Raw genomic sequence first — 26643 nt, 5'->3', positions numbered from 1 at the left:
CCCGGACTCACCCGGCCCAGTCGATGCGGTCGGCGAGCGCCGCCCACCCCGGGCCGGTCACCGTGCCGCCGGCCTCCGGCGCCGCCACCGCGGTGCGCACGGTCAGCGCGCCACGGTCCGGGTCCCGGTCGACCACCGCGATCTCGGTGACCCGACGACGGCCGCGGTCCCGGCGCAGATGGATCACCGCGTGCAGGGCGCTGACCGCCTGGGCGGCGAGCGCCTCCCGGGACATCCCGGCCAGCGCGCCGAGCGCCTCCAACCGCGCCGGGACGTCCTGGGCGGTGTTGGCGTGCAGCGTGGTGCAACCGCCGTCGTGGCCGGTGTTGAGTGCCCCCAGCACATCGCGCACCTCGGCGCCCCGGCACTCGCCGAGCACCACCCGGTCCGGGCGCATCCGCAGCGACTCCCGGACCAGATCGGCCAGCGACACCTCCCCGGCACCCTCCACATTGGGCCGCCGAACCACCAGCCGGACGACGTGCGGGTGCCGGGGCGTCAGCTCGCCCGCCTCCTCGATGCAGACGATCCGCTCGGCGGGATCGGCCAGGGACAACAACGTGGACAGCAGCGTCGTCTTCCCGGTCCCGGTCGCGCCGGAGACCACCAGGTTCGCCCGGCTCCGGATCAGGGCCGCGAGCACCGCATCCAGACCGGGGGCGAGGGTGCCCGCGGCGACCAGCTCGTCCACGGTGAACGCCCGGTGCCTGACCACCCGCAGCGACAGCAGGGTGCAGCCGTCAGCGACCGGCGGCAGCACCGCGTGCAGCCGGGTGCCGTCCGGCAGCCGGGCATCGACCGTCGGCCGGGCATCGTCGAGTCGTTGCCCGCCGGTCGCCGCCAGCCGGACCGCGAGCATCCGCACCGCCGCCGCGTCGCCGAGGTCGATCGGCACCGGGTGCAGCCGCCCGGCCCGGTCGACCCACACGTCCCGCGGGCCGTTGACCACCACGTCGGTGACCTCCGGGTCGTCCAGCAGCGGCTGCAACGGCCCGGCGCCCAGCAGCTCCGCCCGCAGCGCCCCGGCGACCTGCTCCATCGCCGCACTCCCGACCACCGTGCCGGTGTCCCGCAGCGCCGAGGTGACGCGCTCGGGCGTGACCGGACCCGGTCGCCGCGCCAGGTGCTCCCGCACGGCGGTGACCAGACCCTCGTCGACCGGGTGCCGGCCCGTCATGGCAGCGACCGGATCAGCTGCCGGACGGAGCGCGCCGCCCACGGACCGAGCACCGGCCCGACGCCGGAGTCCACCGAGCGGGCGATCAGGCGGCCACCGGGCAGGTCGGCCAGGAACGGGCGCCCCAGGGCGGTGGCGATCTCGGCGCCGTGCAGTCCACCGGGTGCCGGTCGCCGGGTCACGATCCCCACCCGCAGGTCGTTCGGCAGCCGGGACAGCAGGAGTCGCGCGCCCGCCACCGCCGGGATGTCCCGAGGCACGAGCAGCAGCACCCGATCGCACTGGTCGAGCGCCGGGCGGTTCCCGCCGTCCTGCACCGATTCCCGGTCGAGGTCGATCACCAGGTGCCGATGGCCCCGCCGCAGCGCCAGAAGCACGTCCCGCTCCACCGCCTCGGGGATCCGCGCGGGTCGGTCGTCGTCCAGGGACAGCACGGCGCAGCGCCGCCACCGCCGCAGCGCATGCCCGAGCTGGTCGGGGTCGACCTCCCCCCGCGCCTCACCCAGATCGGGCCACCGCACACCCGTCTCCCCTTCGGTGCCCAGCACCGCATCGAGGGAGGCACCCGAGCCGACCTGCACCAGCACCGTGCGGCCGTCCCGGGCGAGGGAGTGGGCGAGCAGGGCGGCCAGGGTCGAGGACCCCGCGCCGCCACGTGCGCCGAGCACGCCGGTCGTTCCCCCGTCCCGCCGCCCCGATCGCCGTCCGCCACCCGCGCTCACGCCATCGACCGACCCGGTGCCCGTCAGTCCACGAGCCCCGCCCCGACGCTCACCACCCGAGCCCGCGCTCACCACTCCACCACCGCCCTCCCGCCCTCGTGGGCACCACCCCTCCGGCGGACCCGCTCCGGACCAGCCTCCGGAGGTCGACGGCCGCTGTCACCGCCGGACGCCGCACGCTGGGGACCGCCAGGGCCCTCGGCCCCCTGTGGACAGTTCGTCGCCGCGGAACCACCGACCTAGGCTGGATCGGGACGAACAGGAGCCTCCCGATGACCCCCGCGCAGTCCGCCCCGGAACCGCCGCTCGGCCCGCCACGGCACGCCCGTGCGCGGTCGCGGTCCCGCCGACGCGGCACCGCGACGATCACCGCACCGCAGGCTCCCCGGCCCCGGCGCGGCGCCGCCTTCTTCGACCTGGACAAGACGGTGATCGCGACCTCCAGCGCGACCGCCTTCGCCCGCCCGTTCCTGGCCGGGGGCCTGCTCACCCGGCGTGCGGCGCTGCGCTCCGCCTATGCCCAGGTGACCTTCCTGTTGGGCAGCGCGGACCAGGGCCGCACCGAACGGCTCCGGCTCGCCCTCGCCCGGACCGTCACCGGCTGGCGGGTGGCCCGGGTCGAGGAACTGGTCGCCGCCCATGTGGAACGGGCGATCGAGCCGGTGCTGCAGCCGGAGGCCGCGGAGCTGATCGCCGCGCACCACGCCGCGGGTCAGGACGTCGTGATCGTGTCCGCATCGGCCGCGGAACTGGTCCGGCCGATCGCCCGACTGCTCGGGGTGGACCGGGTGATCGCGACCTCGATGGCGATCCGGGACGGGCGCTACACCGGTGAGATCGACTTCTACGCCTACGGCGAGGCGAAGGCCGTGGCCATGCGGGAGCTGGCGGAGCGCGAGGGCTATGACCTGGCGGCGAGTTCGGCGTACACGGACTCCACGACCGACGCACCGATGCTGGCGGCGGTCGGTCACGGGTACGTGGTCAACCCGGACCGGGGACTGCGGCGGTTGGCCGAGCAGCACGGGTGGCATCGACTGTCGTTCCGGGGAGCGCAGGTGGCGGTGCAGGGGCGGCGCCGTGTGCGGTGGGGTGCCGGGGTGATCGGGTCGGCGCTCGTGGGGGCGCTGGTGTGGCGGGTGTCCCGCTCAGCGCGTCGGCCCCGGTGATCCGCGTCCCGGGCCGGGTCGCCACGGCATGAGTCGATCCGTGAGACGCGGATCTCGCAGCCCGGACGCCGCCAGGGGATTCACCTGCGACTTCGTGCCGAGCCCTTCCGCTGCGACGTCGACGGTGCTGTGATCGGCCTCACAACAGAATGGTCTCGGGGGAACCCACGCGCGATCCGTCCACGCATAGGACGCGTCGACCGGGCTGGTCCCGTAGCGACGTCATCACTGCACGCCTGCTAACCCCCGCAGACCAGATGTTCAGCGACGGCGCTCCTCGTGGGCGCCGTCGTCTGTGTCCGGGGCTCCGGCGGCCAGTTCCCCGACCGGCGGCTCACCCAACCGCCCCGCCAGCACGGCGTCCGCGACCTCGCGCCCGACATCGGCCCCCGCCACCACCGACCGCGCGACGAACCCGATCCACGCCCCGACCCCCTGCGCCGTCCCGGTGCCGAACCCGGCCGCCGCCCCGAGGTACGGATTCGGCGACTGCGCCCAGCCGGACTCCGCGACCACCGCGCCGGTCGGGTCCAGGCCACGCGCCCCGATCAGCAGCCGGGCAGCCGTCCGGGCCACCACCCCGTTCCCCGCCACGAAGGGCCGCAGGGTGAGCAGCTCGCCGTGCAGCACCGCCGCGGCGACCAGCGCCGGGACCCGGGTGGCGTCGAGCGTCCTGCTCAGCAACGTCATCCGACCGGCCAGCACCGCACCCACCGGGGCCGGTCCCAGCCCGGTCAGGTCCCGGGGTTGGTCGTCGGCACGCAGCCGACCCAGCTCCTCGGGCGACAGCAGGTCCCGCATCGCGGCGGTGTGCAGCCGGGCCAGCAGCTCGCCCCAGGGCGGCAGCGGCGGACCGCTCCGCGCCCCCAGGTCCGGACGCCAGCGCGCCGCCAGGGTGGTCGCCCGCAGCGCACCGGCCACCACGCGCAGTTCGGAGTCGTCGGCCGCCGCACCCACCGCCAGCCGTCGCACCGCCGTCAGGGGCACCCGGGCACCGTCGACGGCGGCACTGCCCCGCACCGCACGCAGGTCGGCCTCGGCTCGCACCTCACGCCATCGCCGCCGGAACCCTTCGTGCCACCGCAGGTCCTCACAGGCTGCCCGGGCACCGTCCACGGCCTCCGCCACCCCGTCCAGCCCCAGCAGTCCCGCCAACGGGTCGTCGGCGGCAGCAGCGAGCGGGCCGCGCCGACCCTGCGGCGCCGGGAGAGATGTCACCTGGTCAGGGTATGGGGATGCGGCGGACGTGATGCAGGACACAATGGGGGCCATGTCGACGCCGACCGTGTCCTCGTCCATCACCGCCCGCCTGCAGATCGAGGCCCGACCCACGGCGGTGAGCGAACTCACCGGGGCGATCGAGAGACGCGGCGGGATCGTCACCGCGCTGGACGTCACCGCCTCCGGCCAGCAGCGCCTCACCGTGGACGTCACCTGCGCCACCAGTGGACAGGAGCACGCGGCGCAGATCGTGGACGCGATCCGGGCGCTGCCGGGGGTCGACATCGAGCGGGTGTCCGACCGCACCTTCCTGATGCACCTGGGCGGCAAGCTGTCGATCGAGCCCAAGGTTCCGCTGCGCAACCGCGACGACCTGTCGATGGCCTACACCCCCGGGGTCGCCCGGGTCTGCGAGGCCATCGCCGCCCGGCCCGACGACGCCCGGCGGCTGACGATCAAGCGCAACACCATCGCCGTGGTCACCGACGGCAGCGCCGTGCTCGGGCTGGGGGACATCGGCCCGTTGGCCTCCCTGCCGGTGATGGAGGGCAAGGCGGCGCTGTTCAAGCGGTTCGCCGGGATCGACGCCTTCCCGCTCGCCCTCGACACCCAGGACGTCGACGAGATCGTGGAGACGGTGGTCCGGGTCGCGCCGGTGTTCGCCGGGATCAACCTGGAGGACATCTCGGCCCCGCGCTGCTTCGAGGTGGAGCGTCGCCTGCGCGAGCGCCTGGACATCCCGGTGTTCCACGACGACCAGCACGGCACCGCGATCGTCGTCACCGCCGCACTGACCAACGCCCTGCGGGTGGTCGGCAAGCGGATCGAGGACGTGCGGATCGTGCTCTCGGGTGCCGGTGCCGCCGGGACCGCGGTGCTCAAGCTGCTGCTCGCCGACGGCGCCCGGGACGTGGTGGTCGCCGACATCGACGGCATCGTGCACCCGGACCGCGACCTGGCGTCCCCCGAGCTGCGCTGGATCGCCGAGCAGACCAACCCGCGGCGGCTGTCCGGGTCGCTGCGCGGGGCCGTCGCCGGGGCGGACGTGTTCATCGGGGTGAGCGCCCCGGACATCCTCACCGGCGACGACCTGGCCACCATGAACCAGGACGCGATCGTCTTCGCGCTGGCCAACCCGCGCCCCGAGGTCGATCCGACCGTGGCGGCCCAGCACGCGGCGGTGGTCGGCACCGGCCGTTCCGACGTGGCGAACCAGATCAACAACGTGCTCGCCTTCCCGGGTGTCTTCCGCGGGCTGCTGGACGCGCAGTCGCACACCATCACCGACGACATGCTGCTCGCCGCCGCCCGCGCCCTGGCCTCGGTGGTCACCCCGGAGGAGCTCAACCCGGCGTACATCATCCCCAGCGTGTTCCACCCGGACGTCGCGGGCATCGTCGCGGCAGCGGTCACCGAGGTCGCCTCCGCCGGGAGCGAGCCGCGCGCCGACACCGGGGCGATCGCGGTGCTGCCCGGGTACTGAGTCGCTCTGTCCGCGCTGCGACCTCGGCGGTACCACTCCGTACCCTGGACCCCGTGCCCCGCCTGCTCTGCCACCACTACGACGCCCACCGGTGCCGGAGCTGCACGCTGATCGAGCTGGACTACGCCGTACAGGTCGCCGACAAGCAGCAGCGCTGCCACGACCTGATCGCCGCCCCCGGCCTGGAGTGGCTGGACCCGGTGCTGAGCGCCCCGAGCGGCTTCCGCAACAAGGCGAAGCTGGTGGTCGCGGGCACGGTCGACGCTCCGACGCTGGGCATCCTGGATCCGGCGGGCGGCGGCGTGGACCTGCGGGACTGTCCGCTGTATCCGCCGCAGTTGCAGGCGGCCTTCGACCCGTTGGCCCGGTTCGTCACGCTGGCCCGGTTGGTGCCCTACGACGTGCCGAACCGCCGCGGTGAGCTGAAGAACATCCTGGTGACGCAGTCGCCGGACGGTGAGCTGATGGTGCGGTTCGTGCTGCGCAGCACCGAGGCGCTGGCCCGGATCCGCAAGCACCTGCCGACGCTGCGGGCCGAGCTTCCGGGGCTGCGGGTGGCGACGGTGAACGTGCTGCCGGAGCACAAGGCGGTGCTGGAGGGTGAGCGGGAGATCGTGCTCACCGAGGACGACACCCTGCGGATGCGGGTGAACGGCCTGGACCTGCACCTGCGGCCGCAGAGCTTCTTCCAGACCAACACCGAGGTGGCGGCCGCGCTGTACCGGACCGGCCGGGACTGGGTGGCGGAGGTCGGGCCGCGCACGGTCTGGGACCTGTACTGCGGGGTCGGTGGCTTCGCCGTGCACGTCGCGGCACCGGACCGGCAGGTCACCGGGATCGAGTGGAGTGCGGAGGCGATCGCCTCGGCGGAGCAGACGGTGGCCGAGTCGGGGCTGCCGGGCCTGCGGTTCGCCGCCGGGGATGCGACGGAGTTCGCGCGGTCCGCCGCCGAGCCGCCGGAGCTGGTGATCGTGAACCCGCCGCGTCGGGGCATCGGGGTGCCGCTGGCCGGGTGGCTGGAGGCGTCCGGGGTGCGGGACGTGCTGTATTCGTCCTGCAACGCCGTGTCGTTGGCCCGGGACCTGGCGGCGATGCCCTCGCTGCGTCCGGTGCGCGCCCGGCTGCTGGACATGTTCCCGCAGACCGGTCACTACGAGGTCGCCGTCCTGCTGCGCCGGGATTGAGGGGCTTTTCGTCCCAGGTCTGCGCGCACGCGGTCCGGGACCATGAACGGGTGCTGACCGTCACCGAGGACCTCGACTACCAGACCAGCGCCGCGCGGACCAAGACCGACCTGGCGCGCCGGCCGTGGGTGTACCTGGTGAACACCATGCTCGCCGGGGCGTACATCGGCATCGGCGTGGTCATCATGGTGACCGCCGGTGGGCCGTTGAAGGACGCCGGGTCGGGTCTGGCACCGCTGGTGCAGGGCATGGTCTTCGGGGTGGCGCTGACCATCGTGGTGGTGGCCGGTGGCGAGCTGGCGACCAGCGCGATGATGGTCTTCACCCAGGGGGTGCTGCGCCGGTCCATCAGCCTCGCCCGCGCCGCGTGGACCCTGTTGGCGTGCCTGGCCGGGAACCTGCTCGGCGCGATCGTCTTCGCGGCGATCGTGCACTTCTCGAACACCCTGAACGCCGACACCGCCGCCGGTCGCGCCATCGCCGGGATGATCGAGCACAAGGCCGGCGAGACCAACGTGCAGCTGTTCTTCAGCGGTGTGCTCTGCAACCTGATGGTTTGCCTGGCGATCTGGTGTGCCGGCCGGTTGCAGAACGAGGTCGCCAAGATCGTGGTGATCTTCGCCTGCGTGATGGTCTTCATCACCTCCGGCTTCGATCACGTCGTCGCCAACATGACCACCTTCAGCTTCGGGCTGTTCGACGGGGTGCCGGGGGCGACCGTCGGCGAGTTCGCCCGCAACGTGCTGTTCGTCGGCCTGGGCAACCTGGTCGGTGGCGGGCTGCTGGTCGGGGCCGCGAACGTGGTCGCCGCGTCGCCCGCGCCGGCCCCCGCGGTCCCGCAGCCCCGCGTCCCGGAGACCGTCGACGCCTGAGCCGGTCCCGACAGCCACGGGTGCCGCACCGACCCCGTCCGACCCGATCCGGGCGTGCCGCCGCGCGCTCCGGGGCCCGCCCGCCTACCGTCGTGGGGAACGCAGACCCCTGATCAGGCAGTGACGGGTCGAGATCAGCCCCGGGGACGTCCGGTGGCGACCGCGAGGAGTCCGAGATGAGCACCACCCCGACCCCGAAGGACGAGACCCGTCCCGGCACCACCCCCGACCCGGAGTCGCCGGTGACCCCGGACACCACCGCCGACCAGGACACGTCCGCGCACCCCGGGTCGGCCACCGACAAGCCCGCCGACCCGCGGCCCGACGAGGCGCAGCCCGGACAGAAGCAGCCCGACGAGGCGCCGACCACCACCCCCGGCCGGGGCGCCCACCTCCAGGCGCGGCCGACCCCGGTGCCGCCGGAGCCGTCGCCGGAGGACGACTACCCGCACGTGTCCGCCGCCGGGGACCCGGTCCGTCCCGACACCGCGCCGACCACCACGTTGCCGCCCCTGGACGCCCCGCTGCACGCACCGCTGGACGACCTGCCGCCGGTCCCGCCCGCCGAGCCGGGTCCGCGCGAGTCCGCCGCCGTGCGCCGCACCAGCTTCCGTTCGGACTACGACAGCCCGCTGACCGCGCCCACCGGCTACGGGACCACCCCGCCGCCCGCCGTCCCGTACCCCGATCTGCCCGGCACCGGCCCCTCGGACGACCAGGTGCCGCTCGGTGATGCGACGGCCGAGGTGCCGGAGCACACCGTCCTCGTCCCGCCGGGCCAGGCCACCGAGCAGCCGCCGGTCGAACGCCCGGTCGCCGAGTCGGTGCCGGTCGAGGCCCCGCGACGCGGGGGTGTCGGCCGGTTGCTGCTCGGACTGCTGGTCGGCCTGGTCGTCGGCGCGGTCGGGGTCTGGCTCGTGCTGTTCGGCCAGTCCCGGATCCTCGGCGTGCAGGCGCCGGGCTGGGACGCCTCCTACGACCCGCTGGGTGTGGTGCTGGTGACCCTCGGGGTGCTGGTCCTGGCGGCGCTGATCGCCGCCGGGCTGTGGTCGGCCGCCGCGCCGGTGACCGCCGGGCTGCTGAGCACCGTGATCGGCGTGGTGTATCTCTACGTGCCCGCGACCACCCATGCCGACACGGTGTCCTGGCTCGCCACCGACGGCACCCGGGGTTCGGTGGAGCGCACGGTGGTGGTGGCCACCTCGGGCACCCTGTTCGTGGTCGGTGCGCTGCTGCTGGCGACCGGGATCGTGTGCGCTGTGCTGCATCGTCATCGATTCGCCCGTGCGGTGCCCAATAGGACCTAGGTCCCAGTAAGGTGCTGAACGGCGGTCGATGACGACCGTCGCGCTGCCGCACGCTGGGAGGACACCGTGGTCCTGCACAACACCGACGACACCACCGGCCAGCCGACCCCTGCCCGCCCGGGGCTGGAGAACCTGCTCGCCGAGGACCGTCGTTTCGCCCCCGACCCGGAGTTCGCCGCCCAGGCGAACGCCCACGCCGAGGTCTACGCCTGGGCCAATGCCGACCGGCTCGACTTCTGGGCCGACCAGGCACGGAGCCTGCTCGACTGGGCGACACCGTTCTCCCAGACCCTCGACTGGTCGCAGGCGCCGGTCGCCCGCTGGTTCGCCGACGGCACCCTCAACGCCGCCTACAACGCCCTGGACCGGCACGTCGCCGCGGGCCACGGGGACCGGGTGGCGCTGCACTTCGAGGGCGAGCCCGGCGACACCCGCACCCTGACCTACGCCGACCTGCTGCGCGAGGTGTGCAAGACGGCCAACGCGCTGACCGATCTGGGGGTGCGCACCGGTGACCGGGTGGCGATCTACCTGCCGCTGATCCCGGAGGCGGTGATCGCGATGCTCGCCTGCGCCCGGATCGGCGCCCCGCACTCGGTGGTCTTCGGCGGCTTCTCCGCCCAGGCCCTGCACTCCCGGATCGTGGACGCGGACGCCAAGCTGGTGATCACCGCGGACGGCGGCTACCGGCGCGGCAACCCGAGCGCGCTGAAGTCGACGGTGGACGAGGCGCTGGCGGAGGGCAGCGGGGAGATCGTCCGCACCGTCCTGGTGGTCCGCCGCACCGGGCAGGAGGTCGACTGGACCGACGGCCGGGACCTGTGGTGGCGCGACGTGGTGGACGGCGCGAGCGCGGAGCACGAGGCGGTGCCGGTCGAGGCGGAGCACCCGCTGTTCATCCTCTACACCTCCGGCACCACCGGGAAGCCGAAGGGCATCTTCCACACCACCGGCGGCTACCTCACCCAGGCCGCCTGGACCCACCGCAACGTCTTCGACCTCAAGCCGGAGACCGACGTCTACTGGTGCACCGCCGACGTCGGCTGGATCACCGGGCACACCTACGTGGTCTACGGCCCGCTGGTGAACGGCGCGACCCAGGTGATCTACGAGGGCACCCCGGATACCCCGGACAAGGGCCGCTGGTGGGACATCGTGCAGAAGTACCGGGTGTCAATCCTCTATACCGCGCCGACCGCGATCCGTACCTGCATGAAGTGGGGCGAGGACATCCCGGCCGCCCGCGACCTGTCCAGCCTGCGGGTGCTCGGGTCGGTCGGCGAACCGATCAACCCCGAGGCCTGGACCTGGTACCGCCGGGTGATCGGCGCCGATCGCACCCCGGTGGTGGACACCTGGTGGCAGACCGAGACCGGCGCGATCATGATCAGCCCGCTGCCCGGGGTCACCGCCACCAAGCCCGGCTCCGCCCAGGTCCCGTTGCCCGGCATCGCCGCCACCGTGATCGACGACGACGCCCAGGAGGTGCCGAACGGCGCCGGTGGCTACCTGGTGCTGACCGAACCCTGGCCGGCCATGCTCCGCGGCATCTGGGGCGACCAGCAGCGCTTCGAGGACACCTACTGGTCCCGGTTCCCGGGGATCTACTTCGCCGGGGACGGGGCCAAGAAGGACGAGGACGGTGACATCTGGCTGCTCGGCCGGGTGGACGACGTGATGAACGTGTCCGGTCACCGGCTGTCCACCACCGAGATCGAATCCGCCCTGGTCGCGCATCCGGCGGTCGCGGAGGCGGCGGTGGTCGGAGCCGCCGACGACACCACCGGTCAGGCCGTGGTCGCCTTCGTGATCCTGCGCGGTGACGCCCGGACCGACCCGGAGACCGTCGGCGAGGAACTGCGCGCCCATGTCGCCAAGCTGATCGGACCGATCGCCAAGCCCCGCACCGTCCTGGTGGTGCCGGAGCTGCCGAAGACCCGATCCGGCAAGATCATGCGCCGTCTGCTGCGCGATGTCGCCGAGCACCGGCAGGTCGGGGACGCCACCACCCTGGCCGATGCCTCGGTGATGGACCTGATCCAGCAGGGGCTGGCCCGTCCCGCCGACTGAACACCCTGCGCGCGGTCCGGAGCAGTGCCTAGACTGCTCCGGACCGCAGCGAGGATCAGGGGGGCGAGATGACCGGGGTGGACCTCACCACGCGTCGTGCCGTCGACCTGCGCCGCGTGGCCAGCGCGCTGTGTCGTTGAGCGTTCTTCCAGCTCCGACATCAGCTCACCGCACCACGCTTGAAAGGTCCTCATGTCCTCGCGCCTGCGCTCCGTGCTCGGCAACTTCGGCTTCCAGATCATCGCCGCCCTGGTCCTGGGCGTCGCCCTCGGCTGGGTGGCCCTGGCGATCGGCCCCGCCGCCGACGACTCGCCGAACTGGCTCGCCACCACCCTGGACACCATCGGGTCGTCCTTCGTCACCCTGCTGCGGGCCATCGTCCCGCCGCTGATCTTCACCGCGATCGTCGCCTCGGTCGCCAACCTGCGGAACGTCACCAACGGCGCCCGCCTCGCCGCCCGCACCCTGGGCTGGTTCGCGGTCACCGCGCTGGTCTCGGTGGTGATCGGCATCGGTCTCGGCCTGATCCTGCAACCGGGTCGGCACACCACGCTGTCGGCCGACCAGGGCTACGAGGCGGGCCGCACCGGGTCCTGGCTGGACTTCCTGGACGGTCTGATCCCCGGTAACCCGCTCGGCCTGACCGCGAACACCAGCGCGGCCGACGACGGCAGCCTGAGCACCTCGCTGAGCTTCAACGTGCTGCAGATCGTGATCATCGCGATCGTGATCGGCATCGCCGTGCTGCGCACCGGCGCCAAGGCCGAGCCGTTCCTGTCCTTCGTGCAGAGCGCCCTCACCGTGATCCAGCGGGTGCTGTGGTGGATCATCCGGCTGGCCCCGCTGGGCACCCTGGGCCTGGTCGGGCACGCGGTCGAGTCCTACGGCTGGGAGTCGCTGGCCTCGCTGGGCCGGTTCGCCATCGCGGTGTACATCGGCCTCGCCCTGGTGCTGTTCGTGGTCTACCCGGTCATCCTGCGGACGAACGGCCTGAGCATCACGCGCTGGTTCCGTGGCGCCTGGCCCGCGATCCAGCTCGCCTTCGTGTCCCGGTCGTCGATCGGCACCCTGCCGGTCACCCAGCGGGTCACCGAGCGCAACCTGGGCGTGCCGTCGGAGTACGCCTCCTTCGCGGTGCCGCTGGCCGCGACCACCAAGATGGACGGCTGCGCCTCGATCTACCCGGCGATCTCGGCGATCTTCGTGGCGCAGATCTTCGGCATCGACCTGTCGTTCTGGGACTACGTGCTGATCGCCTTCGTCTCCGTGGTCGGCTCGGCCGCCACCGCCGGGCTGACCGGCGCGATCGTGATGCTCACCCTGACCCTGTCCACCCTGGGGCTGCCGCTGGCGGGCGTCGGGCTGCTGCTGGCCATCGACCCGATCCTGGACATGGGCCGCACCGCGGTGAACGTCGCCGGGCAGACCCTGGTACCGACCATCGTCGCCAAGCGGGAGGGCATCCTCGACCGCGCCCAGTACGACCGCGCCCAGGCCGAGGACCTGTTCACCGAGGAGGACGCGGCGCCGGTCGCCCCCGAGCCGGTCGGCGCCCACTGACGTACTTCCGGTCGCTGGCCACTACCCTGGACCGGCCAGCGACCGGAAGGACCGCCGACGTCATGACCACCCCGGACCAGCACTTCCGGCTCGCTCTCACCCCCGGGATGCAGCCCACCTCGTGGACTCGTACCTGGGCCGAGCGGCTGCCCGACCACCCGCTCACCCTGCTCCAGCTCACCGACGCCGAGGCGGGTCCGGCACTGGTCGCCGGCGAGGCCGACGCCGCCCTGCTCCGGCTCCCGGTGGACCGGGACACCCTGCATGCCATCCCGCTGTTCACCGAGGTCACGGTGGTCGTCCTGCCCAAGGACCACCTGCTCACCGCCCTGGACCAGCTCACCGCCGAGGACCTGGCCGAGGAGACCCTGATCACCCCGGCCGACGACGTGATCCGCTGGACCACCCCGCCCGGCGAACCCTCCCTGCTGCCCACCCCGGACACCACCGCCGACGCCGTCGAGCTGGTCGCCTCCGGGGTCGGCCTGCTGATCGTCCCGATGTCGTTGGCCCGGCTGCACCACCGCAAGGACCTCACCTACCGGCCGATCACCGAGGCGCCGACCAGCCAGGCCGCCCTCGCCTGGGCCCGCGCACGGGAGGACGACCCGCTGATCGAGGAACTGATCGGCATCATCCGTGGCCGCACCGCCAACAGCTCGCGCGGACGCACCACCGCCCCGGCGGAACCGGAGCGCACCAGGAAGCCGAGTGCGGGCGCACCCGCGAGGTCCGGGACCGGGAAGCCCGGTCGGGCCGCGAAGCCCGGGCAGTCGTCCCGTCGGCAGCCGGGGCGCCCGGGTGGGGGGAAGCGCCGCGGCCGCTGACGGCGCCCGCAGTGGTGAAGGTCACAGAGGTCTGGAACGGTGGGTGAGACCGACCCAACCGGACCTTGGAGGACAGATGAAGCTCCGTCAGCGCGTCACGACCGCAGCCGCAGCCCTCATGCTCACCGCCGGCCTCGGCCTGGCCGCCCCTGCCGCCGCGTCGGCCGCCGACCCCCAACTGCACGTGTCGAACGGGCACCCGTCGCAGGCGGTCTGCGAACTGTCGCGGTCGATGTTCCTCGGCGTCCTGGCCGGCCGCGGTGGCACCGTCCACGGTGGCCAGGACTGTGTGCGCTACGCGAACGGCACGTGGGGCTACACGGTGCTGTACAAGGGCTGATCCACCGGCGGGTGCGGACATGGCCGTCCGCACCCACCGCCGCGCCGGGTCGACTTGGCCGGGCGGGGCGGGCAGGAGCAGAGTCGTGCCATGCATCAGCGTCGCCCTGGCTCGCACATCACCGTCCTCACCGGTGCCGGGATCTCCACCGGCTCCGGCATCCCGGACTTCCGAGGTCCGGAGGGCACCTGGACTCGGCACCCGGACCAGGCCGAGCTGCTGGAGATCGACCGGCTGGTGAACGACCCGGCGGTGCGGCGGGCCGGGTGGGCGATGTGGCGCGATCACCCCGCGTGGACCGCCACCCCCTCGGCAGCGCACCGCGCGCTGGTCGAGCTGGAGCGCGCCGAGCTGCTGGAGGCGGTGCTCACCCAGAACTTCGACGGCCTGCACCAGGCGGCCGGGCACGACTCCCCCGTGATCGAGCTGCACGGCGGACTGCGCACCACCAGCTGCCTGCGCTGCGGCGCTCGTCAGGCGACGTCGGCGGTGCTGGCGCGACTCGACCGGAACGGCGACCCCGACTGCCTGGAGTGCGGCGGCATCCTGAAGCCGGATGTCGTGTACTTCGGCGAGCGGCTGCCGGAGGACGCCCTGGGCCGGGCGATCGCCGCCGCGCAGGACGCGGACGTCTTCGTGGCGATCGGCAGCACGCTGACCGTGCAGCCGGTGGCGAGCCTGACCGGGATCGCGGCGGAGTCCGGTGCGGAGGTCATCATCGTGAACGCGGAGCCGACGCCCTACGACCACCACGCCAGCCGGGTGATCCGGACACCGATCGAGGACGCGGTGCCTGACCTGGTCGCGGAGCTGATCGAGCGCGGCTGATCCGCGCCGCCACCCCGGCGCGGGCGCCCGGGGCCGTGGTTCCACCGACGTGGACCACCGGGAGCACGGGACCGCGCCGTCGGACCTCCGACCGGGCGTCGACGCTGGCCAGGACGGCTCGGACAGTCCGGGCCCCCTCGATGCCGGAGGTCCGTCCCCATGCCGCATGCCCGTCGACAGGTCCAGGAGGAGGCGCGCCGCGCGGTGGTCTACGGCGAACTGCTGGCGGCGCTGTTCAGCAGTCCGATGAACCGTGCCCAACTCGAGACCTGGGTCCACGAGCATGACGCGGCCCTGGTGCTGGCCGATGCCGTCTGGCGGGGCTCGGTCCGGCTCACCCACTCCGGGGGCGCGGCGCTGAACGGCCGCAAGCATCGCGATGCGGTGTCCGCGATGTTGCACGACCTCCTGACCCCGTGAACGACGAGGGCGACGGACCCGCCGTCAGCGGATCCGTCGCCCTCGTCGGTCGGCTCAGAACAGGCCGGTGGTCAGCGTGCTCGGGTCCGGAGCGGTGATCTCCACCGGCTCGCCGAAGTTCGAGTAGGTGATCGACGCGTCCACGCCCTGCACGGCGTAGGCCATCCGCACCGTGCGGTCCGCCTCGTCCAGCCAGTAGTCGTAGCCGAAGGAGTCACCCATCGCGGCGGCCGCGGCCGGGTCGACGTTGGTGAGCTTGGTCGGGTCGACGGTGACCAGGTAGTGCGTGGTCGGGATCCCCTCGATCTCCTCCTCGCCCTGCGGCTCCACCGACACGATGGCGCCCTTGAGGCTCTCGATCTGGGCGCGGGCGTCGGTCTGGGCCATCAGCTCGTCCACCGAGTCGGCGCCCATCTCCTGCGGCGACATCTCCTGGTACTGGCCGCCGGTGCCCATGTAGACCTTGCCGTCGATCATGATCATGTCGAAGGTCATGCCGAGCATGTCGTAGTCGACCGTCATGTCCATCGTGGACTTGGTCATCCGGACCTGGCCGGTCATGGTGACGGTCTGCCCCTCGGCCGCCATCTCCATGCCCATCGACATGGTCTCCGCCTTGACCAGCGCCGCGACGGTGCGCTGAGCGAAGTTCTCCGGGGTCAGGCCGGTGGTCTCCTCCTCGACGACCGCGGTCGGTGCGTCGGCGGCGGCGGTGGTGCGCGAGTCCGCGGCCGGGGCCGAATCGTCGCCGGAACAGGCGGTGAGCGCGAGCGCAGTGACGGCGCCCAGGGCGACGGCGGTGAGGCCGCGGTGGAGTCGCATGAAGATCCCCTGTGGTGATCGGAGCCGACCGATCGGTCGGCGGTGGCTTGAGAGGATGTCGGCATGTCGACACCCGCTCCGGTCATCGTGCCGCCCACTCTGCCCGACATCGACCGGATTCGGCTCATCGCGACCGATATGGACGGGTCCTTGCTGGACGACGCGGGACGCATGCCGGACGGCATCTGGGGGCTGCTGACCGAGCTGGACCGGCGGGGCATCGCCTTCTGCCCGGCCAGCGGGCGGCAGTTCGCGAACATCCGCGCTCAGCTGGGTGAACGGGCCGACGACTACGTGTGCATCGCGGAGAACGGCGCCTACGTCGGACGGGGCGACCAGGTGCTGTCCACCACCGCCCTGCCGGAGGGCATCGTGCCGCGCGCCGTCGCCCACACCCGGGAGCTGGCGGCCGCAGGTCTACCCGTTGGGGTGGTGGTGTCGGGCACCCGTTCGGCCTATGTCGAGCACTTCGAGGGCGAGTTCGCCACGCAGGTCCGCAAGCACTACACCGTGGTCACCCAGGTGCCGGACCTGACCGCGATCGACGACGTGCCGCTCAAGGTCGCCGTGCACGACGCCGGGTCGGTGGAGCACCGGACCGCCCCGGTGTTCGCCGATCTGGACGGGCCCGTGCGGGTGCTGGTCTCCGGTCATCACTGGCTGGATCTGATGAGCCCGGAGGCCGACAAGGGGGTGGCGCTGCGGCGGGTGCAGCGCGATCTGGGCATCGGACCGGAGCACACGATGGCCTTCGGCGACTACCGGAACGACCTCGGGATGCTGGCCGCGGCCCGGTGGTCCTGCGCGATGGACAACGCCCACCCCGATGTCCGCGCGGCGGCCGCCTACGTGGTGCCGTCGAACCAGCGCGGCGGCGTGGTCAGCACCATCGCCGCCGTCCTGGGCATCACGCTCTGACCCGTCGCGAGGCCCGGAGGTCGGCGGAACCTCCGGGCCTCGCGGTCAGGGATGTCGGTTCACGAGTCCACGGACCGACGACGGCGCAGCATCGCCGCACCACCGGCCAGCACCGCACCGGCAGCCGCCAGACCACCGGCGGCCCACAGCGCGGCGGAGGAGTCCGAGCCGGTGGTGGCCAGCCGGTCGGCCAGCGCGGCGGAACGCACCGTCGACACCGCCGGGTCGGTCTTCACCTGCTGGGTGGTGTCGGTGGCGGTGACGGTGTTGTCCACCGGCGTGACCGGCTCCGCGACCCGCTCCAGCACGTGCAGGATGTACGAGCCGGCCGGCTGACCCGCCGCGTCGCTCAGGTACAGCAGGTAGTCGCCCGGGGTCATGGTCGGCGGCACCGAGTAGGTCACCGACAGCGAACCGTCCGCGGCGGCGACGGCGGTCACGGTGTCCACCGCGACGTCGTTCTCGTCGTAGACCGTCACCGTCAGGACCTCGCCCGGGGTGTAGGTCCCGGCCGGCGCCACCACGGTGACCTGCTCCCCCTGGTACCGGGTGCCCTCGTTCACCCCGGTGGACGCCGTGTCCTCGCGCACCAGGTCGACGGTCTCCGCCTGGGTGAGCACCCTGAGCTCGACGTAGTAGCTCGCCGCCGCCGTCACCGCGGGCGCCTCCGGGTTCGCGTACTGGACGTTCAGCACCAGGTAGTTCGTCCCCTCGACGATCCCGGTCACCGGGACGGTGCCGTCGGTGGCGGGCTGGACGGCGGTCGGGGTGCCGCCGTTGACGCTGAGGGTGAAGGCGCTGTCCGCGACCAGCCCGGCGTAGCTCAGGGTGTCGCTGCCGGTGCCGACCACATCGTGCACGGTGAGCGTGGCGGCGTAGGCCCCCCGCGTATTCCACGGCTGCTGCACCGGCGACACGGTGGCGTCGACGGCGAGGCTGGTGATCAGCACGCCCTCCGGGATCGCGGCGGCGCGCGGTGTCGTGGTCCCGGTCGGTGCGGTGGCCCCGGTCGGGACGGTCGCCTCGGCGGCCGGGTCCTCGGTGCTGGTGACGTCACCGGTGCTCGGGTCGGCCGGGGCGTCATCGGCGGTGGCCTCGCCAGCCGGTTCGGTGACCTCCGTGGGGTCGTCCGACGCGGAGCCGGCGTCGTCGCTCTCGGTGGCCGGCGCGGCCTCGGACTCGACCGGGGCCGTCTCGGACGCGGTGACCTCCGATGCACCGGCCTCGTCCGACGCGGTCACGGCGACCGTCGGGTCCGGCTCGACGGCCGCGGCGCTCGCCACACCGGCTCCGAGCGGCGTGACCAGCATCGTGGCGATCAGCGCGCTACCGAGGCGCAGGCGGTGCAGGGTCTGGATCTTCATCAATGTGCCTTCCGACGTCCGAGGGAGTGCGGACGCGGGGTGCGCCAGCCACTGCCCCTATGGCTGGAGTCCGAGGGCGGTGGGCGGGCACCGGCCCTCGGACCCTTCGAACGTTGCCACCGGGGAGTGGCCGTTCCCGGCCGAAATAGGTGGTGGCGGTGTCCGATTTGAGGGTCAGTGGCCGGTTTTGCTAGGTGGTGCCGGGGAAGCTGAGTGGTCGACCCTCACCAGGCGTGCAGGTCGGGCCCCTCCCCCGGGAAGCGCTCGAAGACGGCGCGCTCGGTGTCGCTGAACGCCCGAGGGGCCAGGGTCAGCCGGTCCAGCTGCACCATCCGGGACCGGGCACGCAGGTAGACGGTGCGGTCCGGGTCGGACGGCTCGTCCACGATCTCGTAGGCGAAGTCCACCGACGACGTGCCGATCCGCGGCACCCAGACCTCCACCGCCACCGGCTCCGGCCGGAACGCGAGGGGCGCCAGGTAGTCGATCTCGTGTTTGACCACGACCAGCATCGAATCGGTCGGGCGACCCGCCGGGTCCACCCCCATGCTCGGGAACAGCGCGAAGCGCGCGTCGTCCAGGAAGCGCAGGTAGGCGGCGTTGTTCACATGGGCGAACAGATCGACATCGGACCAGCGGACCTGCATGGTCACGCGGCCGCGGCGGGGCTGAGTCACCGGACCAGGGTAGGCCGGGCGCACCTACCCGTCCGCCGCCGCCCGCAGCGCGGCGACGTCGATCTTGCCCATCGTCATCATCGCGGCGGCGGCGCGGGACGCCCGTTCCGGGTCCGGATCGGCCATCAGCTGGTGCAACTCGCGCGGGATGATCTGCCAGGACAGTCCGAACCGGTCCCGCAACCAACCGCACCGGCTCGGCTCGCCCCCGTCGGCGGTCAGAGCGTCCCAGAGCCGGTCGACCTCCTCCTGGCCGTCCACCTCGACCGACAGCGAGAACGCCTCGTCCAGGGTGAAGGCGGGGCCGCCGTTCATCGCGATGATCCGCTGCCCGTCCAGCTCGAAGTCCACGGTGAGCACCCCGTCGTCGTCACCGGGGATCGCACTGTTCGTCATCACCGTGTGCCGGATGCGGGACTGGGGGAACAGCGTGACGTAGAACGCCGCGGCGTCCTCGGCGTGGGCGTGGAACCACAGGAACGGTGTGACGGACATGGGCGCTCCCCGGGCGGCGACATCGACGCCGACGAGTGTCCGCCATCCGGCCGACGCCCGCACGACGACACCCACCCCGACCACGGCTGCGGGGACCGCGGGGCGTCCGCCCACGTGCCACACGACGACGCCGCCCGCCCCCGGAACCGGGAACGGGCGGCGTCGGCCGTCGTGCGGGCGATGACCCGGCGATCAGGCGGCGATCAGGCGGCGCGGCGACGCACCCGCGCGACCACCAGCAGTCCGGCACCGGCGACCAGCAGGGCCGCGACCAGTCCGGTCAGCGCCGCCGGGTCGGTGCCGGTGGTGGCGAGCCGCGCCCCGGTGCCGCGCGGGTCGGCGACCAGGATCGGCACCTCAGCGACCCGGCCGGAGTCGACTCCGGTCGCGACCACGTGGTGCTGACCGGCCGGGACACCGTCCGGCAGGGCCACGACCAGGGTGGCGACCCCGTTCGCGTCGGCCACCGCGGTCCCAAGGAACACCGGCTCCGAGTGCAGCACGAAGCGCACCGTCTCGCCGGGGACGAAGCCCTCGGCGCGCAGCGTGACCCGGGCGCCCGCCTGCGCCAGCGCCTTGTCGGTGGTGACCACCGGGATCACCGGTGCCGGGGTGACGACCGGGGTCGAGGGGATGGGGGTGGCGGGAACCGGGGTCGCCGGGGTGGGCGTCTCGGGCTTCGGCGTCTCCGGGGTGCCCGGGGTCGGGGTCCCGGGGGTGGGCGTCTCCACGACCGGGGCGCTGATCACCAGGCTCTGCTCGGCGGAGTCGGTCTGCTGGTACGGGTGGTCACCGCCGCCCGAGTAGTGCGCCAGCAGGGTGTACTCGCCGACCGGCAGCGGGCCGGTGGACAGGGTGATGACGCCGTTGGCCAGCACCCCGCCGGCGTCGGCCACCAGGCCGGTGCCGGGCTTGACCACGAGCAGCTGCACCCCACCGCCCGGGGTGGGTAGCGAGCTGTCCGGGGCGGCGACGGTGACGGTGGCGGTGACGCCCTTGTCACTGGTGCCGGTCTTCGGGGCGTCAACCGTGACGATCGGCGTCGGCACCGGGCTGAGGGTGACGTACTGCCGGGCCGAGCTGCGGTCGGTGTAGTGCTCGTCGCCGAAGTAGGTGGCGTAGATGTCGACGGTGCCGGTGAAGCCCAGCCCGAGGTCGGCGGTCGCGACGCCGTTCACCAACGGCACCCGGCCGAGGGACGCGCCCTCGCTGTACCGGAACTCCACCTCACCGGTGGGCACCGGGCCACCGGCGCTGCCGGTGACGGTGGCGGTGGCAGGGAAGGTCGAGTTCGCGTAGGCGGTGGCGGGCACCTGCACCGTGACGGTCGGCTGCACCTTGACCGGCTCCTGCGGGATCAGCACGGTCTGCGGTGCCGACTGCGAGTCCTGGTAGATCTCACCGGTGCTGGTGAACGCGCCGTAGACGCTGACGCTGGCCGGGAAGGTGCCGGTGATCCGGAACGGGGTCGACCCGACGGCCTGGGTGAAGGTCTTCGGCACGCCGTCGACGTACACGCTGAAGAAGCCGTACTGCGGTCCGGCCGTGCCGGTGGTGGTCACGGTGCCGGTGATCGCGTCGCCCGGGAAGGCCGGTGGCGTCACGCTCAGCGTCGTGGTGCTCGGGATGGTGTTCACCGAGACCGGGGTGTACGTCCAGGTGGAGGACGGACCCCCGGCATCCACGCAGAACGCCTCGATCCAGTGACCACCGCGGGAGTTGTAGGTCGGCTTGGCGGTGTAGTACGCGGTGCCGTCCACGACGCCGTCGGACATGGTCACGGTGCCGGTCTCCGCCTGCGATGTCCGCCAGGTGAGCGAGGTCGCACCGGGTCCGGAGCAGGCGAACTGGACCGGGATCGGCGTGAAGACGGCACCACTCGGTGACTGGGTGACCTGGACCGGCGGCGGGGTCGCCGCCTGAGCTGTGCCGATGCCGAGCGGCGCGAGAATCGCTGCCAGCGCGAGCACCAGCCCGGCACGACGGCCGGAGAGGATGGGTGCCACGGAGAGCTCCTGATGGGGCACGCCGCGACCAGGCGACGACGCCGACCATCGGCGCGACAGTCCTATCGGCCCGAGGGTGCAGAAGTCTGAGCTGTCACCGGGTGCTACCACCTGTCAGCGCGATGTCAGTGCGGTGCCAGCGGCCCCGCGCAGGATCGTCGCCATGAACCCCACTGACGCCCCCTGGGCCGTCCAGGCCCGTGGTCTGGTGAAGACCTTCGGCCAGAACCGCGCGGTCGACGGCATCGACCTGAACATCCGGACCGGCGCCGTCTACGGCGTGCTCGGCCCGAACGGTGCCGGCAAGACCACCACCATCCGCATGCTCGCCACCCTGGTGAAGCCGGATGCTGGCACCGCCACCGTCTTCGGCCGGGACGTGCGGTCCGAACCGCAGGCGGTGCGCCGACTGATCGGCGTCACCGGCCAGTACGCCTCGGTCGACGAGGGCCTGTCCGCCACCGAGAACCTGGTGCTCTTCGCCCGGCTGCACGGCCTCTCCCGCCGGGACGCGCAGCGGATCGCCGCCGGACTGCTGGAGGAGTTCGGGCTGGCCGAGGCGGCGGCCCGGCCGCTGAAGAACTTCTCCGGCGGCATGCGACGGCGGCTGGACCTGGCCGCCTCGCTGATCGCCCGGCCGCCGCTGATCTTCCTGGACGAGCCGACCACCGGCCTGGACCCGCGCACCCGCCTGCAGATGTGGGACACCGTGCGCGGGCTGATCGACGGCGGCTCGACCGTCGTGCTGACCACCCAGTACCTGGACGAGGCCGACCAGCTGGCCGAGCGGATCGCGGTGATCGACCGCGGCACCGTGGTGGCCGAGGGCACCGGCCCGGAGCTGAAGGCGTCGGTGGGCACCGCCCGGCTGCACCTGGGCCTGGCCGACGAGGCGGATCTGCCGGAGGCCACCCGGTTGGCGAGCGCCGTGCTGGGTGTGGCGCCGGTGCGCACCCCGGACGGCCACCTGACCGCTCCGGTGCCCGCCGCCGATTCCGCCGGGGAGGTGCTGGTCGCGCTGCGCTCGGCCGGTATCCACCTGTCCGACGTGGCCGTGCAGCAGCCCACCCTCGACGAGGTCTTCCTCACCCTGACCGGTCGGCCCGCGAGCGCCGACACCACCGCCGTTCCCGAGGAGGTGCTGGCATGAGCGCCGTCACCCTGAACCCCACCGCCCTGGCCGCCCAGGCGTCCAACCACGTCCCGTTGCTCACCACGGTGCGGCAGTCGTTCACGATGGCCTGGCGCGGGCTGCTGAAGATCAAGCGCACCCCGGAGCAGCTCTTCGACGTGACGGTGCAGCCGATCATCTTCACGCTGATGTTCACCTACATCTTCGGCGGCGCGATCGCCGGTGACGTCGCCTCCTACCTGCCGTTCTTCATCCCCGGCATCCTGGTCCAGACCGTCATCACCACCTCGGTGGTCACCGGCGTCCAACTGCGGGAGGACATGGACAAGGGCGTGTTCGACCGGTTCCGCTCGTTGCCGATCGCCCGGATCGCGCCGCTGTCCGGGGCGCTGCTGGCCGACACGGTGCGCTACGCGATCGCCACCACGCTGACCTTCGTGATGGGCCTGATCATCGGCTGGCGGCCGGACGGCGGGTTCCTCGGCGTGGTCGGGGCCGGGCTGCTGGTGATCCTCAGCTGCTGGTCGTTGAGCTGGATCTTCGCTTTCTTCGGCGTCATCGCGCGATCGGCGTCCTCGGTGCAGGGCATCTCGATGATCGTGCTGTTCCCGCTGACCTTCGCGTCGAACGCCTTCGTGCCCGCCGACTCCCTGCCCGGCTGGCTGAAGTCCTTCGTGGACGTCAACCCGGTGTCGCACCTGGTGACGGCCGCCCGCTCGCTGACCATCGACGGCGCGTGGACCGCCGACGCCGGCTGGGCGCTGCTCGGCGCCGGTGTGGTGGTCGCGATCTTCGCGCCGCTGACGGTGCGGGCCTACATGCGCCGGGCCTGACCTCAGCCGTGCAGCAGCGCGGCCGCCCGGCGGAGCTCGTCCGTCCGGTCGACCGCCTGCTGCGCCGCCCGCGCCGCCCGCACGGCCGCCGCGCCGTAACGGGCGGTGGCGCGGGCCCAGTGCTGCTCGCGCTGCAACGGTCGGTAGTCCTGCCGGGACCGCATCTGCTCGGCCAGCGCCAGCAGCGGCAGCACGGTGTCCTCCCGGGTGCCGCTGGCCATCCGCCAGGCCGCCACTCCGACCAGCACCGTGCCCAGCACCGGCCGGTCGGCGTAGGGCACCCCACGGTTCCCGGCCTGGATCGGCAGGTCCCGCACCGACTCGGCGACCTCGGTCAGCTCCGGCAGGTCGGTGCGCCCGGCGAGGGCATGGGCGGCCAGACAGGCACCGGCCACCACCATCTGCCACGGGTTCTGCCGGTAGTCCTCCACCTGGGTCAGCAGCAGCAGCTCCCGGTAGTGCACCAGCGCGCGGTCGAGGTCACCCCGACCGAAGGCGGTCTCGGCGGCGCCCAACCGACCGAGCAACTGGGCCTCGCGCTGGTCGTGCGCCTGCTCGGCCATCCGGCTGAACACCCGTTCGGCGGCGTCGAAGTCGCCCAGGCCGAGCAGCATCGCCGAGCGCACCTGCCACAGCCCCTCCTCGATCGCGGCGATGGCGGGCCCGGCCTCCAGCTCGTGCAACCGCTCCAGTGCCCGATCGGTCACCGCGACCCACGGCATCGCCTCGGCCGCACGGCCACTCTGGGTGTAGGCCCCGGCGAGCTGCACCGACGCGAGCGCGATGGTCCACGGATCGTTCTGGGCCACCCCCAGTCGGTAGGCGCCGTCGGCGTAGCCGATCGCGTCGTCGATCCGGCCGTCGTTCTCCGCGATCGTCCAGGACCCGAGCAGGCTGAACCGCCGGGTCGGCCCGTCCGACGACTCCCGCGCCTCGGCCAGCAGCCGGTCCAGCGCCGGTTGGTCGCCGATGTGCCGGACCAGTGCGGCCAGGAACCGGTTCACCGGCGACACCGCACCCGCTCCCAGCGCCCGGAGCGCCAGACGGCGGGCGAGCGCCCCGTGTCGCAGGTCGCCCCAGGTCACCTCGATCACCGCCGCGATGCTGAAGCCGAGCACCGCGGCATCGGCCACCTCCGGCTCCGGCGTCCAGAACCGGGCGCGGTCCAGCACCTGCCGCTGCAGCTGGGCCAGTTCCTCGTGCGCTCCCTGCAACAACCAGCGCATCGCACTGATCCCGAACACGGCGACCAGCACGTCCGGCCGCGCCTCGGCCCCGCGGGCCAGCTCGGTGCGCAGGAGGTCGATCAGGTTGTCCTGCTCGCGTTCCACCACCGGGTCCAGTTGGACCCGGTCCGGGCCGTCGCGTCCGATCCGCTGCGTCGCCAGGTCACGCCCCCACCGCCCGAGGGCGGTCACGATCAGGTCCTGTTCCCCGGCGCGCTCGGCCTCGCGCTGACCGAACTCGCGGACCAGTTCCAGCATCCGGTACCGCATGCTCCGGGTCGGCCGATGCTCCTCGGCACGCAGCAGCGACTGGCCGACCAGGGCGTCCAGGTCGTCCAGCACCGCGAACTCGTCCCGCCCGGCCAGCGCCACCGCGACGTCGATCCCGAAGCCGTCCGGCAGGGACGCCACCCGCCGGGCGAGCTCGCGCTGCGACCCGGTGAGCAGGTCCCAGCTCCAGTCGATCACCGCGTGCAGGGTGCGGTGCCGTTCCGGCAGTCCGGCGCCACCACCGGTCAGCAGCTGGAACCGGTCGGAGAGCCGCCGCTCGATCTCCTCCACCGTCAACGACCGGGTGCGGGCCGCCGCCAGCTCGATCGCCAGCGGCAGGCCGTCCAGGCGCCGGCACAGCCGGGTCAGCACCTCGGGCGGTAGCGCCACGTCCGGGCGGACCGCCCGGGCCCGTTCCACGAACAGCGCCACCGCGGGTCCCGGTGCACCGTCCGGTCCGGTGCTGGGCAGCGGCAGCAGCGGGTGCACCCGCTCCCCAGGCGCGCCCAGGGGTGCCCGGCTGGTGGCCAGCACCCGCAGCCCCGGCACCGTGCTGGTCAGGTCCGCGACCAGCACCGCCACCGCCGCCAACACCTGCTCGCAGTTGTCCAGCACCAGCAGCGGCGGCTGCTCGGCCAGCCGGTCACGCACCCGGTCCTGGATCCCGCGCAGGTCGGTGGCCGACGAGGCCGCGGTGCGCACCGGCTCCGGCACCCGCAGGGCGCTGCCGAGCACCGGCAGCAGGTCCTCCGGGTCACGCACCGCCGCCAGCTCCACCACCGCCACCGCCTCACCCCGGTCGGCGGCCCGGCGTGCTACCTCCTGCACCAGCCGGGTCTTGCCCAGTCCGCCGATGCCGAGCACGGTCACCACCGCCGACTTCCGCAGCGCGGATTCGACCGTCGCCAGGTCCTCGGCCCTGCCCAGCAGGTCGCCGGGCGTGGCCTTGACCCCGAGCACCCGCTGCCGGGTCGGCGCCGCCTCGGCGGTGAGCAGCTCGAGGTGGAAGGCGGCGACCGCGCTGGACGGGTCGGTGCCGAGCTCGTCGGCCAGTCGTTCCCGGTACCCGGCGAAGGCGGCGATCGCCACCGAGCTGCGACCGGCGGCGTGCAGGGCCCGCATCAAGGCCAGCTGTGCGCTGTCGTCCCACGGGGCGAGGTCCGCCAGTCGTTCGGCCAGCGGCAGGGCGTCGGCGGGTGCCGGTCCTTCGAGCAGGGCGGTCACCCGGTCACGCGCCAGCGCCGTCCACGCCCGTCGGGCCCGCGCCTCGACCGCGTCGCGCAGCACGGGATCCGGAACGCCGGACTCCGTGCTGCTCAGCTCGGCCAACGCGGTCGCGGTGTCGGTGTCGGCCCGGGCACCTGCCGCCCTGGCCGCGGTGACCGCCCGTTCGGCCCGCCACAGGTCGACCTGCTCGGCACCGACCCCGAGCGCGTAGCCCGCCGCCACCGACCGCACCAGATCAGCGCCATACGCAGCCCGCAGCCGGGAGACCACGGTCTGCAACGCGGCCCGGCCGGAGCCGGGCGGGTCCTGCGGCCACACCTCGTCGATCAGCCGCTCCGCCGATCCGGGTGCCCCGTCCAGCAGCACCAACGCCGCCAGCAGATCGGCGCCGCGTCCGGCCACCGGCGCCAGTGCGGCACCGTCCGGCCCGGCGGCAGCGACCTGCCCCAGGACGCGCACCCGCAGCGGCGGGGAGGGCTCGGACACCCGGGCA

24 protein-coding genes are annotated in these 26643 nt (G+C 73.2%); 15 read left to right on the top strand and 9 right to left on the bottom strand.

The features are described from left to right. Nucleotides 1-7: 7 nt before the first annotated feature. Nucleotides 8-1177 carry a TadA family conjugal transfer-associated ATPase gene (locus HGK68_RS01360; RefSeq protein WP_169164350.1) on the bottom strand — a complete coding sequence of 390 codons (1170 nt, stop codon included), beginning with the start codon at nucleotides 1175-1177 and terminating at the stop codon, nucleotides 8-10. Beyond that, entirely contained in the window at nucleotides 1174-1845 is a 672-nt protein-coding gene (locus tag HGK68_RS01355) for a CpaE-like family protein (protein WP_169164349.1), read from the bottom strand. Before HGK68_RS01355 ends, HGK68_RS01360 begins: the two co-directional genes overlap by 4 nt. A gap of 326 nt (nucleotides 1846-2171) precedes the next feature. On the opposite strand from HGK68_RS01355, the gene HGK68_RS01350 reads away from it, so the two are divergent. Then, nucleotides 2172-3068, top strand: coding sequence for an HAD family hydrolase (locus tag HGK68_RS01350; protein WP_169164348.1), 897 nt, complete (start codon nucleotides 2172-2174; stop codon nucleotides 3066-3068). Between the two features lie 261 nt (nucleotides 3069-3329). Here the strand turns inward: HGK68_RS01350 and HGK68_RS01345 are convergent, their stop codons facing one another. After that, complete coding sequence (locus HGK68_RS01345) at nucleotides 3330-4286, bottom strand: Fic family protein (protein WP_246260479.1); 957 nt, start codon at nucleotides 4284-4286, stop codon at nucleotides 3330-3332. Nucleotides 4287-4338: 52 nt separating this feature from the next. Between HGK68_RS01345 and HGK68_RS01340 the strand changes: the two genes are divergently transcribed. The 11 genes from HGK68_RS01340 to HGK68_RS01295 all read left to right on the top strand — a co-directional run bounded on the left by HGK68_RS01340 (nucleotide 4339) and on the right by HGK68_RS01295 (nucleotide 15180). Next, complete coding sequence (locus tag HGK68_RS01340) at nucleotides 4339-5772, top strand: NAD-dependent malic enzyme (RefSeq protein WP_169164346.1); 1434 nt, start codon at nucleotides 4339-4341, stop codon at nucleotides 5770-5772. A 62-nt stretch (nucleotides 5773-5834) separates the two neighbouring features. Next, nucleotides 5835-6956 (top strand): 23S rRNA (uracil(747)-C(5))-methyltransferase RlmC, encoded by a 1122-nt coding sequence (gene rlmC / locus HGK68_RS01335; RefSeq protein ID WP_169166867.1) that lies wholly within the window; start codon nucleotides 5835-5837, stop codon nucleotides 6954-6956. 50 nt (nucleotides 6957-7006) lie between these two features. After that, nucleotides 7007-7828 (top strand): formate/nitrite transporter family protein, encoded by an 822-nt coding sequence (locus HGK68_RS01330; protein WP_169164345.1) that lies wholly within the window; start codon nucleotides 7007-7009, stop codon nucleotides 7826-7828. A gap of 176 nt (nucleotides 7829-8004) precedes the next feature. Further along, nucleotides 8005-9135, top strand: a complete 1131-nt coding sequence (locus HGK68_RS01325; RefSeq protein WP_169164344.1) for a hypothetical protein — start codon at nucleotides 8005-8007, stop codon at nucleotides 9133-9135. Nucleotides 9136-9207: 72 nt separating this feature from the next. Next, a complete protein-coding gene (gene acs / locus HGK68_RS01320) occupies nucleotides 9208-11205 on the top strand; it encodes an acetate--CoA ligase (protein WP_169166866.1) in 1998 nt (665 codons plus the stop codon). Between the two features lie 68 nt (nucleotides 11206-11273). Then, nucleotides 11274-11345 carry a putative leader peptide gene (locus HGK68_RS16340; RefSeq protein ID WP_425483670.1) on the top strand — a complete coding sequence of 24 codons (72 nt, stop codon included), beginning with the start codon at nucleotides 11274-11276 and terminating at the stop codon, nucleotides 11343-11345. Nucleotides 11346-11397: 52 nt separating this feature from the next. Then, nucleotides 11398-12765 carry a dicarboxylate/amino acid:cation symporter gene (locus tag HGK68_RS01315; RefSeq protein WP_169164343.1) on the top strand — a complete coding sequence of 456 codons (1368 nt, stop codon included), beginning with the start codon at nucleotides 11398-11400 and terminating at the stop codon, nucleotides 12763-12765. Nucleotides 12766-12827: 62 nt separating this feature from the next. Then, nucleotides 12828-13592, top strand: a complete 765-nt coding sequence (locus HGK68_RS01310) for a LysR family substrate-binding domain-containing protein (protein ID WP_169164342.1) — start codon at nucleotides 12828-12830, stop codon at nucleotides 13590-13592. A 76-nt stretch (nucleotides 13593-13668) separates the two neighbouring features. Beyond that, nucleotides 13669-13932 (top strand): hypothetical protein, encoded by a 264-nt coding sequence (locus HGK68_RS01305; protein ID WP_169164341.1) that lies wholly within the window; start codon nucleotides 13669-13671, stop codon nucleotides 13930-13932. 90 nt (nucleotides 13933-14022) lie between these two features. After that, the gene (locus tag HGK68_RS01300; protein ID WP_169164340.1) at nucleotides 14023-14760 is read left to right on the top strand and encodes an SIR2 family NAD-dependent protein deacylase; all 738 of its coding nucleotides are present in this window, start codon (nucleotides 14023-14025) and stop codon (nucleotides 14758-14760) included. 159 nt (nucleotides 14761-14919) lie between these two features. Beyond that, the gene (locus HGK68_RS01295) at nucleotides 14920-15180 is read left to right on the top strand and encodes a hypothetical protein (protein WP_169164339.1); all 261 of its coding nucleotides are present in this window, start codon (nucleotides 14920-14922) and stop codon (nucleotides 15178-15180) included. A 54-nt stretch (nucleotides 15181-15234) separates the two neighbouring features. Here the strand turns inward: HGK68_RS01295 and HGK68_RS01290 are convergent, their stop codons facing one another. Then, a complete protein-coding gene (locus HGK68_RS01290; protein WP_169164338.1) occupies nucleotides 15235-16002 on the bottom strand; it encodes an LppX_LprAFG lipoprotein in 768 nt (255 codons plus the stop codon). Nucleotides 16003-16065: 63 nt separating this feature from the next. Here HGK68_RS01290 and HGK68_RS01285 point away from each other — a divergent pair, with 63 nt between their 5' ends. Further along, a complete protein-coding gene (locus tag HGK68_RS01285) occupies nucleotides 16066-16920 on the top strand; it encodes an HAD-IIB family hydrolase (RefSeq protein ID WP_169164337.1) in 855 nt (284 codons plus the stop codon). Nucleotides 16921-16979: 59 nt separating this feature from the next. Here HGK68_RS01285 and HGK68_RS01280 read toward each other — a convergent pair whose 3' ends face one another. The 4 genes from HGK68_RS01280 to HGK68_RS01265 all read right to left on the bottom strand — a co-directional run bounded on the left by HGK68_RS01280 (nucleotide 16980) and on the right by HGK68_RS01265 (nucleotide 21462). Continuing rightward, the gene (locus tag HGK68_RS01280; protein WP_169164336.1) at nucleotides 16980-18284 is read right to left on the bottom strand and encodes a hypothetical protein; all 1305 of its coding nucleotides are present in this window, start codon (nucleotides 18282-18284) and stop codon (nucleotides 16980-16982) included. 224 nt (nucleotides 18285-18508) lie between these two features. Then, entirely contained in the window at nucleotides 18509-18961 is a 453-nt protein-coding gene (locus HGK68_RS01275) for an acyl-CoA thioesterase (protein WP_246260477.1), read from the bottom strand. A gap of 24 nt (nucleotides 18962-18985) precedes the next feature. After that, entirely contained in the window at nucleotides 18986-19456 is a 471-nt protein-coding gene (locus tag HGK68_RS01270) for a VOC family protein (protein WP_169164335.1), read from the bottom strand. Nucleotides 19457-19659: 203 nt separating this feature from the next. Beyond that, entirely contained in the window at nucleotides 19660-21462 is a 1803-nt protein-coding gene (locus HGK68_RS01265) for an Ig-like domain-containing protein (protein WP_169164334.1), read from the bottom strand. Between the two features lie 163 nt (nucleotides 21463-21625). Here HGK68_RS01265 and HGK68_RS01260 point away from each other — a divergent pair, with 163 nt between their 5' ends. Both HGK68_RS01260 and HGK68_RS01255 read left to right on the top strand, forming a co-directional pair. Beyond that, nucleotides 21626-22612, top strand: coding sequence for an ATP-binding cassette domain-containing protein (locus HGK68_RS01260; protein ID WP_169164333.1), 987 nt, complete (start codon nucleotides 21626-21628; stop codon nucleotides 22610-22612). Beyond that, a complete protein-coding gene (locus HGK68_RS01255) occupies nucleotides 22609-23427 on the top strand; it encodes an ABC transporter permease (RefSeq protein WP_169164332.1) in 819 nt (272 codons plus the stop codon). The genes HGK68_RS01260 and HGK68_RS01255 overlap by 4 nt, the downstream gene beginning before the upstream one ends. 2 nt (nucleotides 23428-23429) lie before the next feature. Here HGK68_RS01255 and HGK68_RS01250 read toward each other — a convergent pair whose 3' ends face one another. Next, complete coding sequence (locus HGK68_RS01250; protein WP_169164331.1) at nucleotides 23430-26636, bottom strand: ATP-binding protein; 3207 nt, start codon at nucleotides 26634-26636, stop codon at nucleotides 23430-23432. Nucleotides 26637-26643: the final 7 nt, after the last annotated feature.

Origin of the sequence: Cellulomonas taurus, from assembly GCF_012931845.1 — a bacterium.
Classification (GTDB): domain Bacteria; phylum Actinomycetota; class Actinomycetes; order Actinomycetales; family Cellulomonadaceae; genus Cellulomonas; species Cellulomonas taurus.
This window is presented reverse-complemented; position numbering and strand designations above follow the sequence as displayed.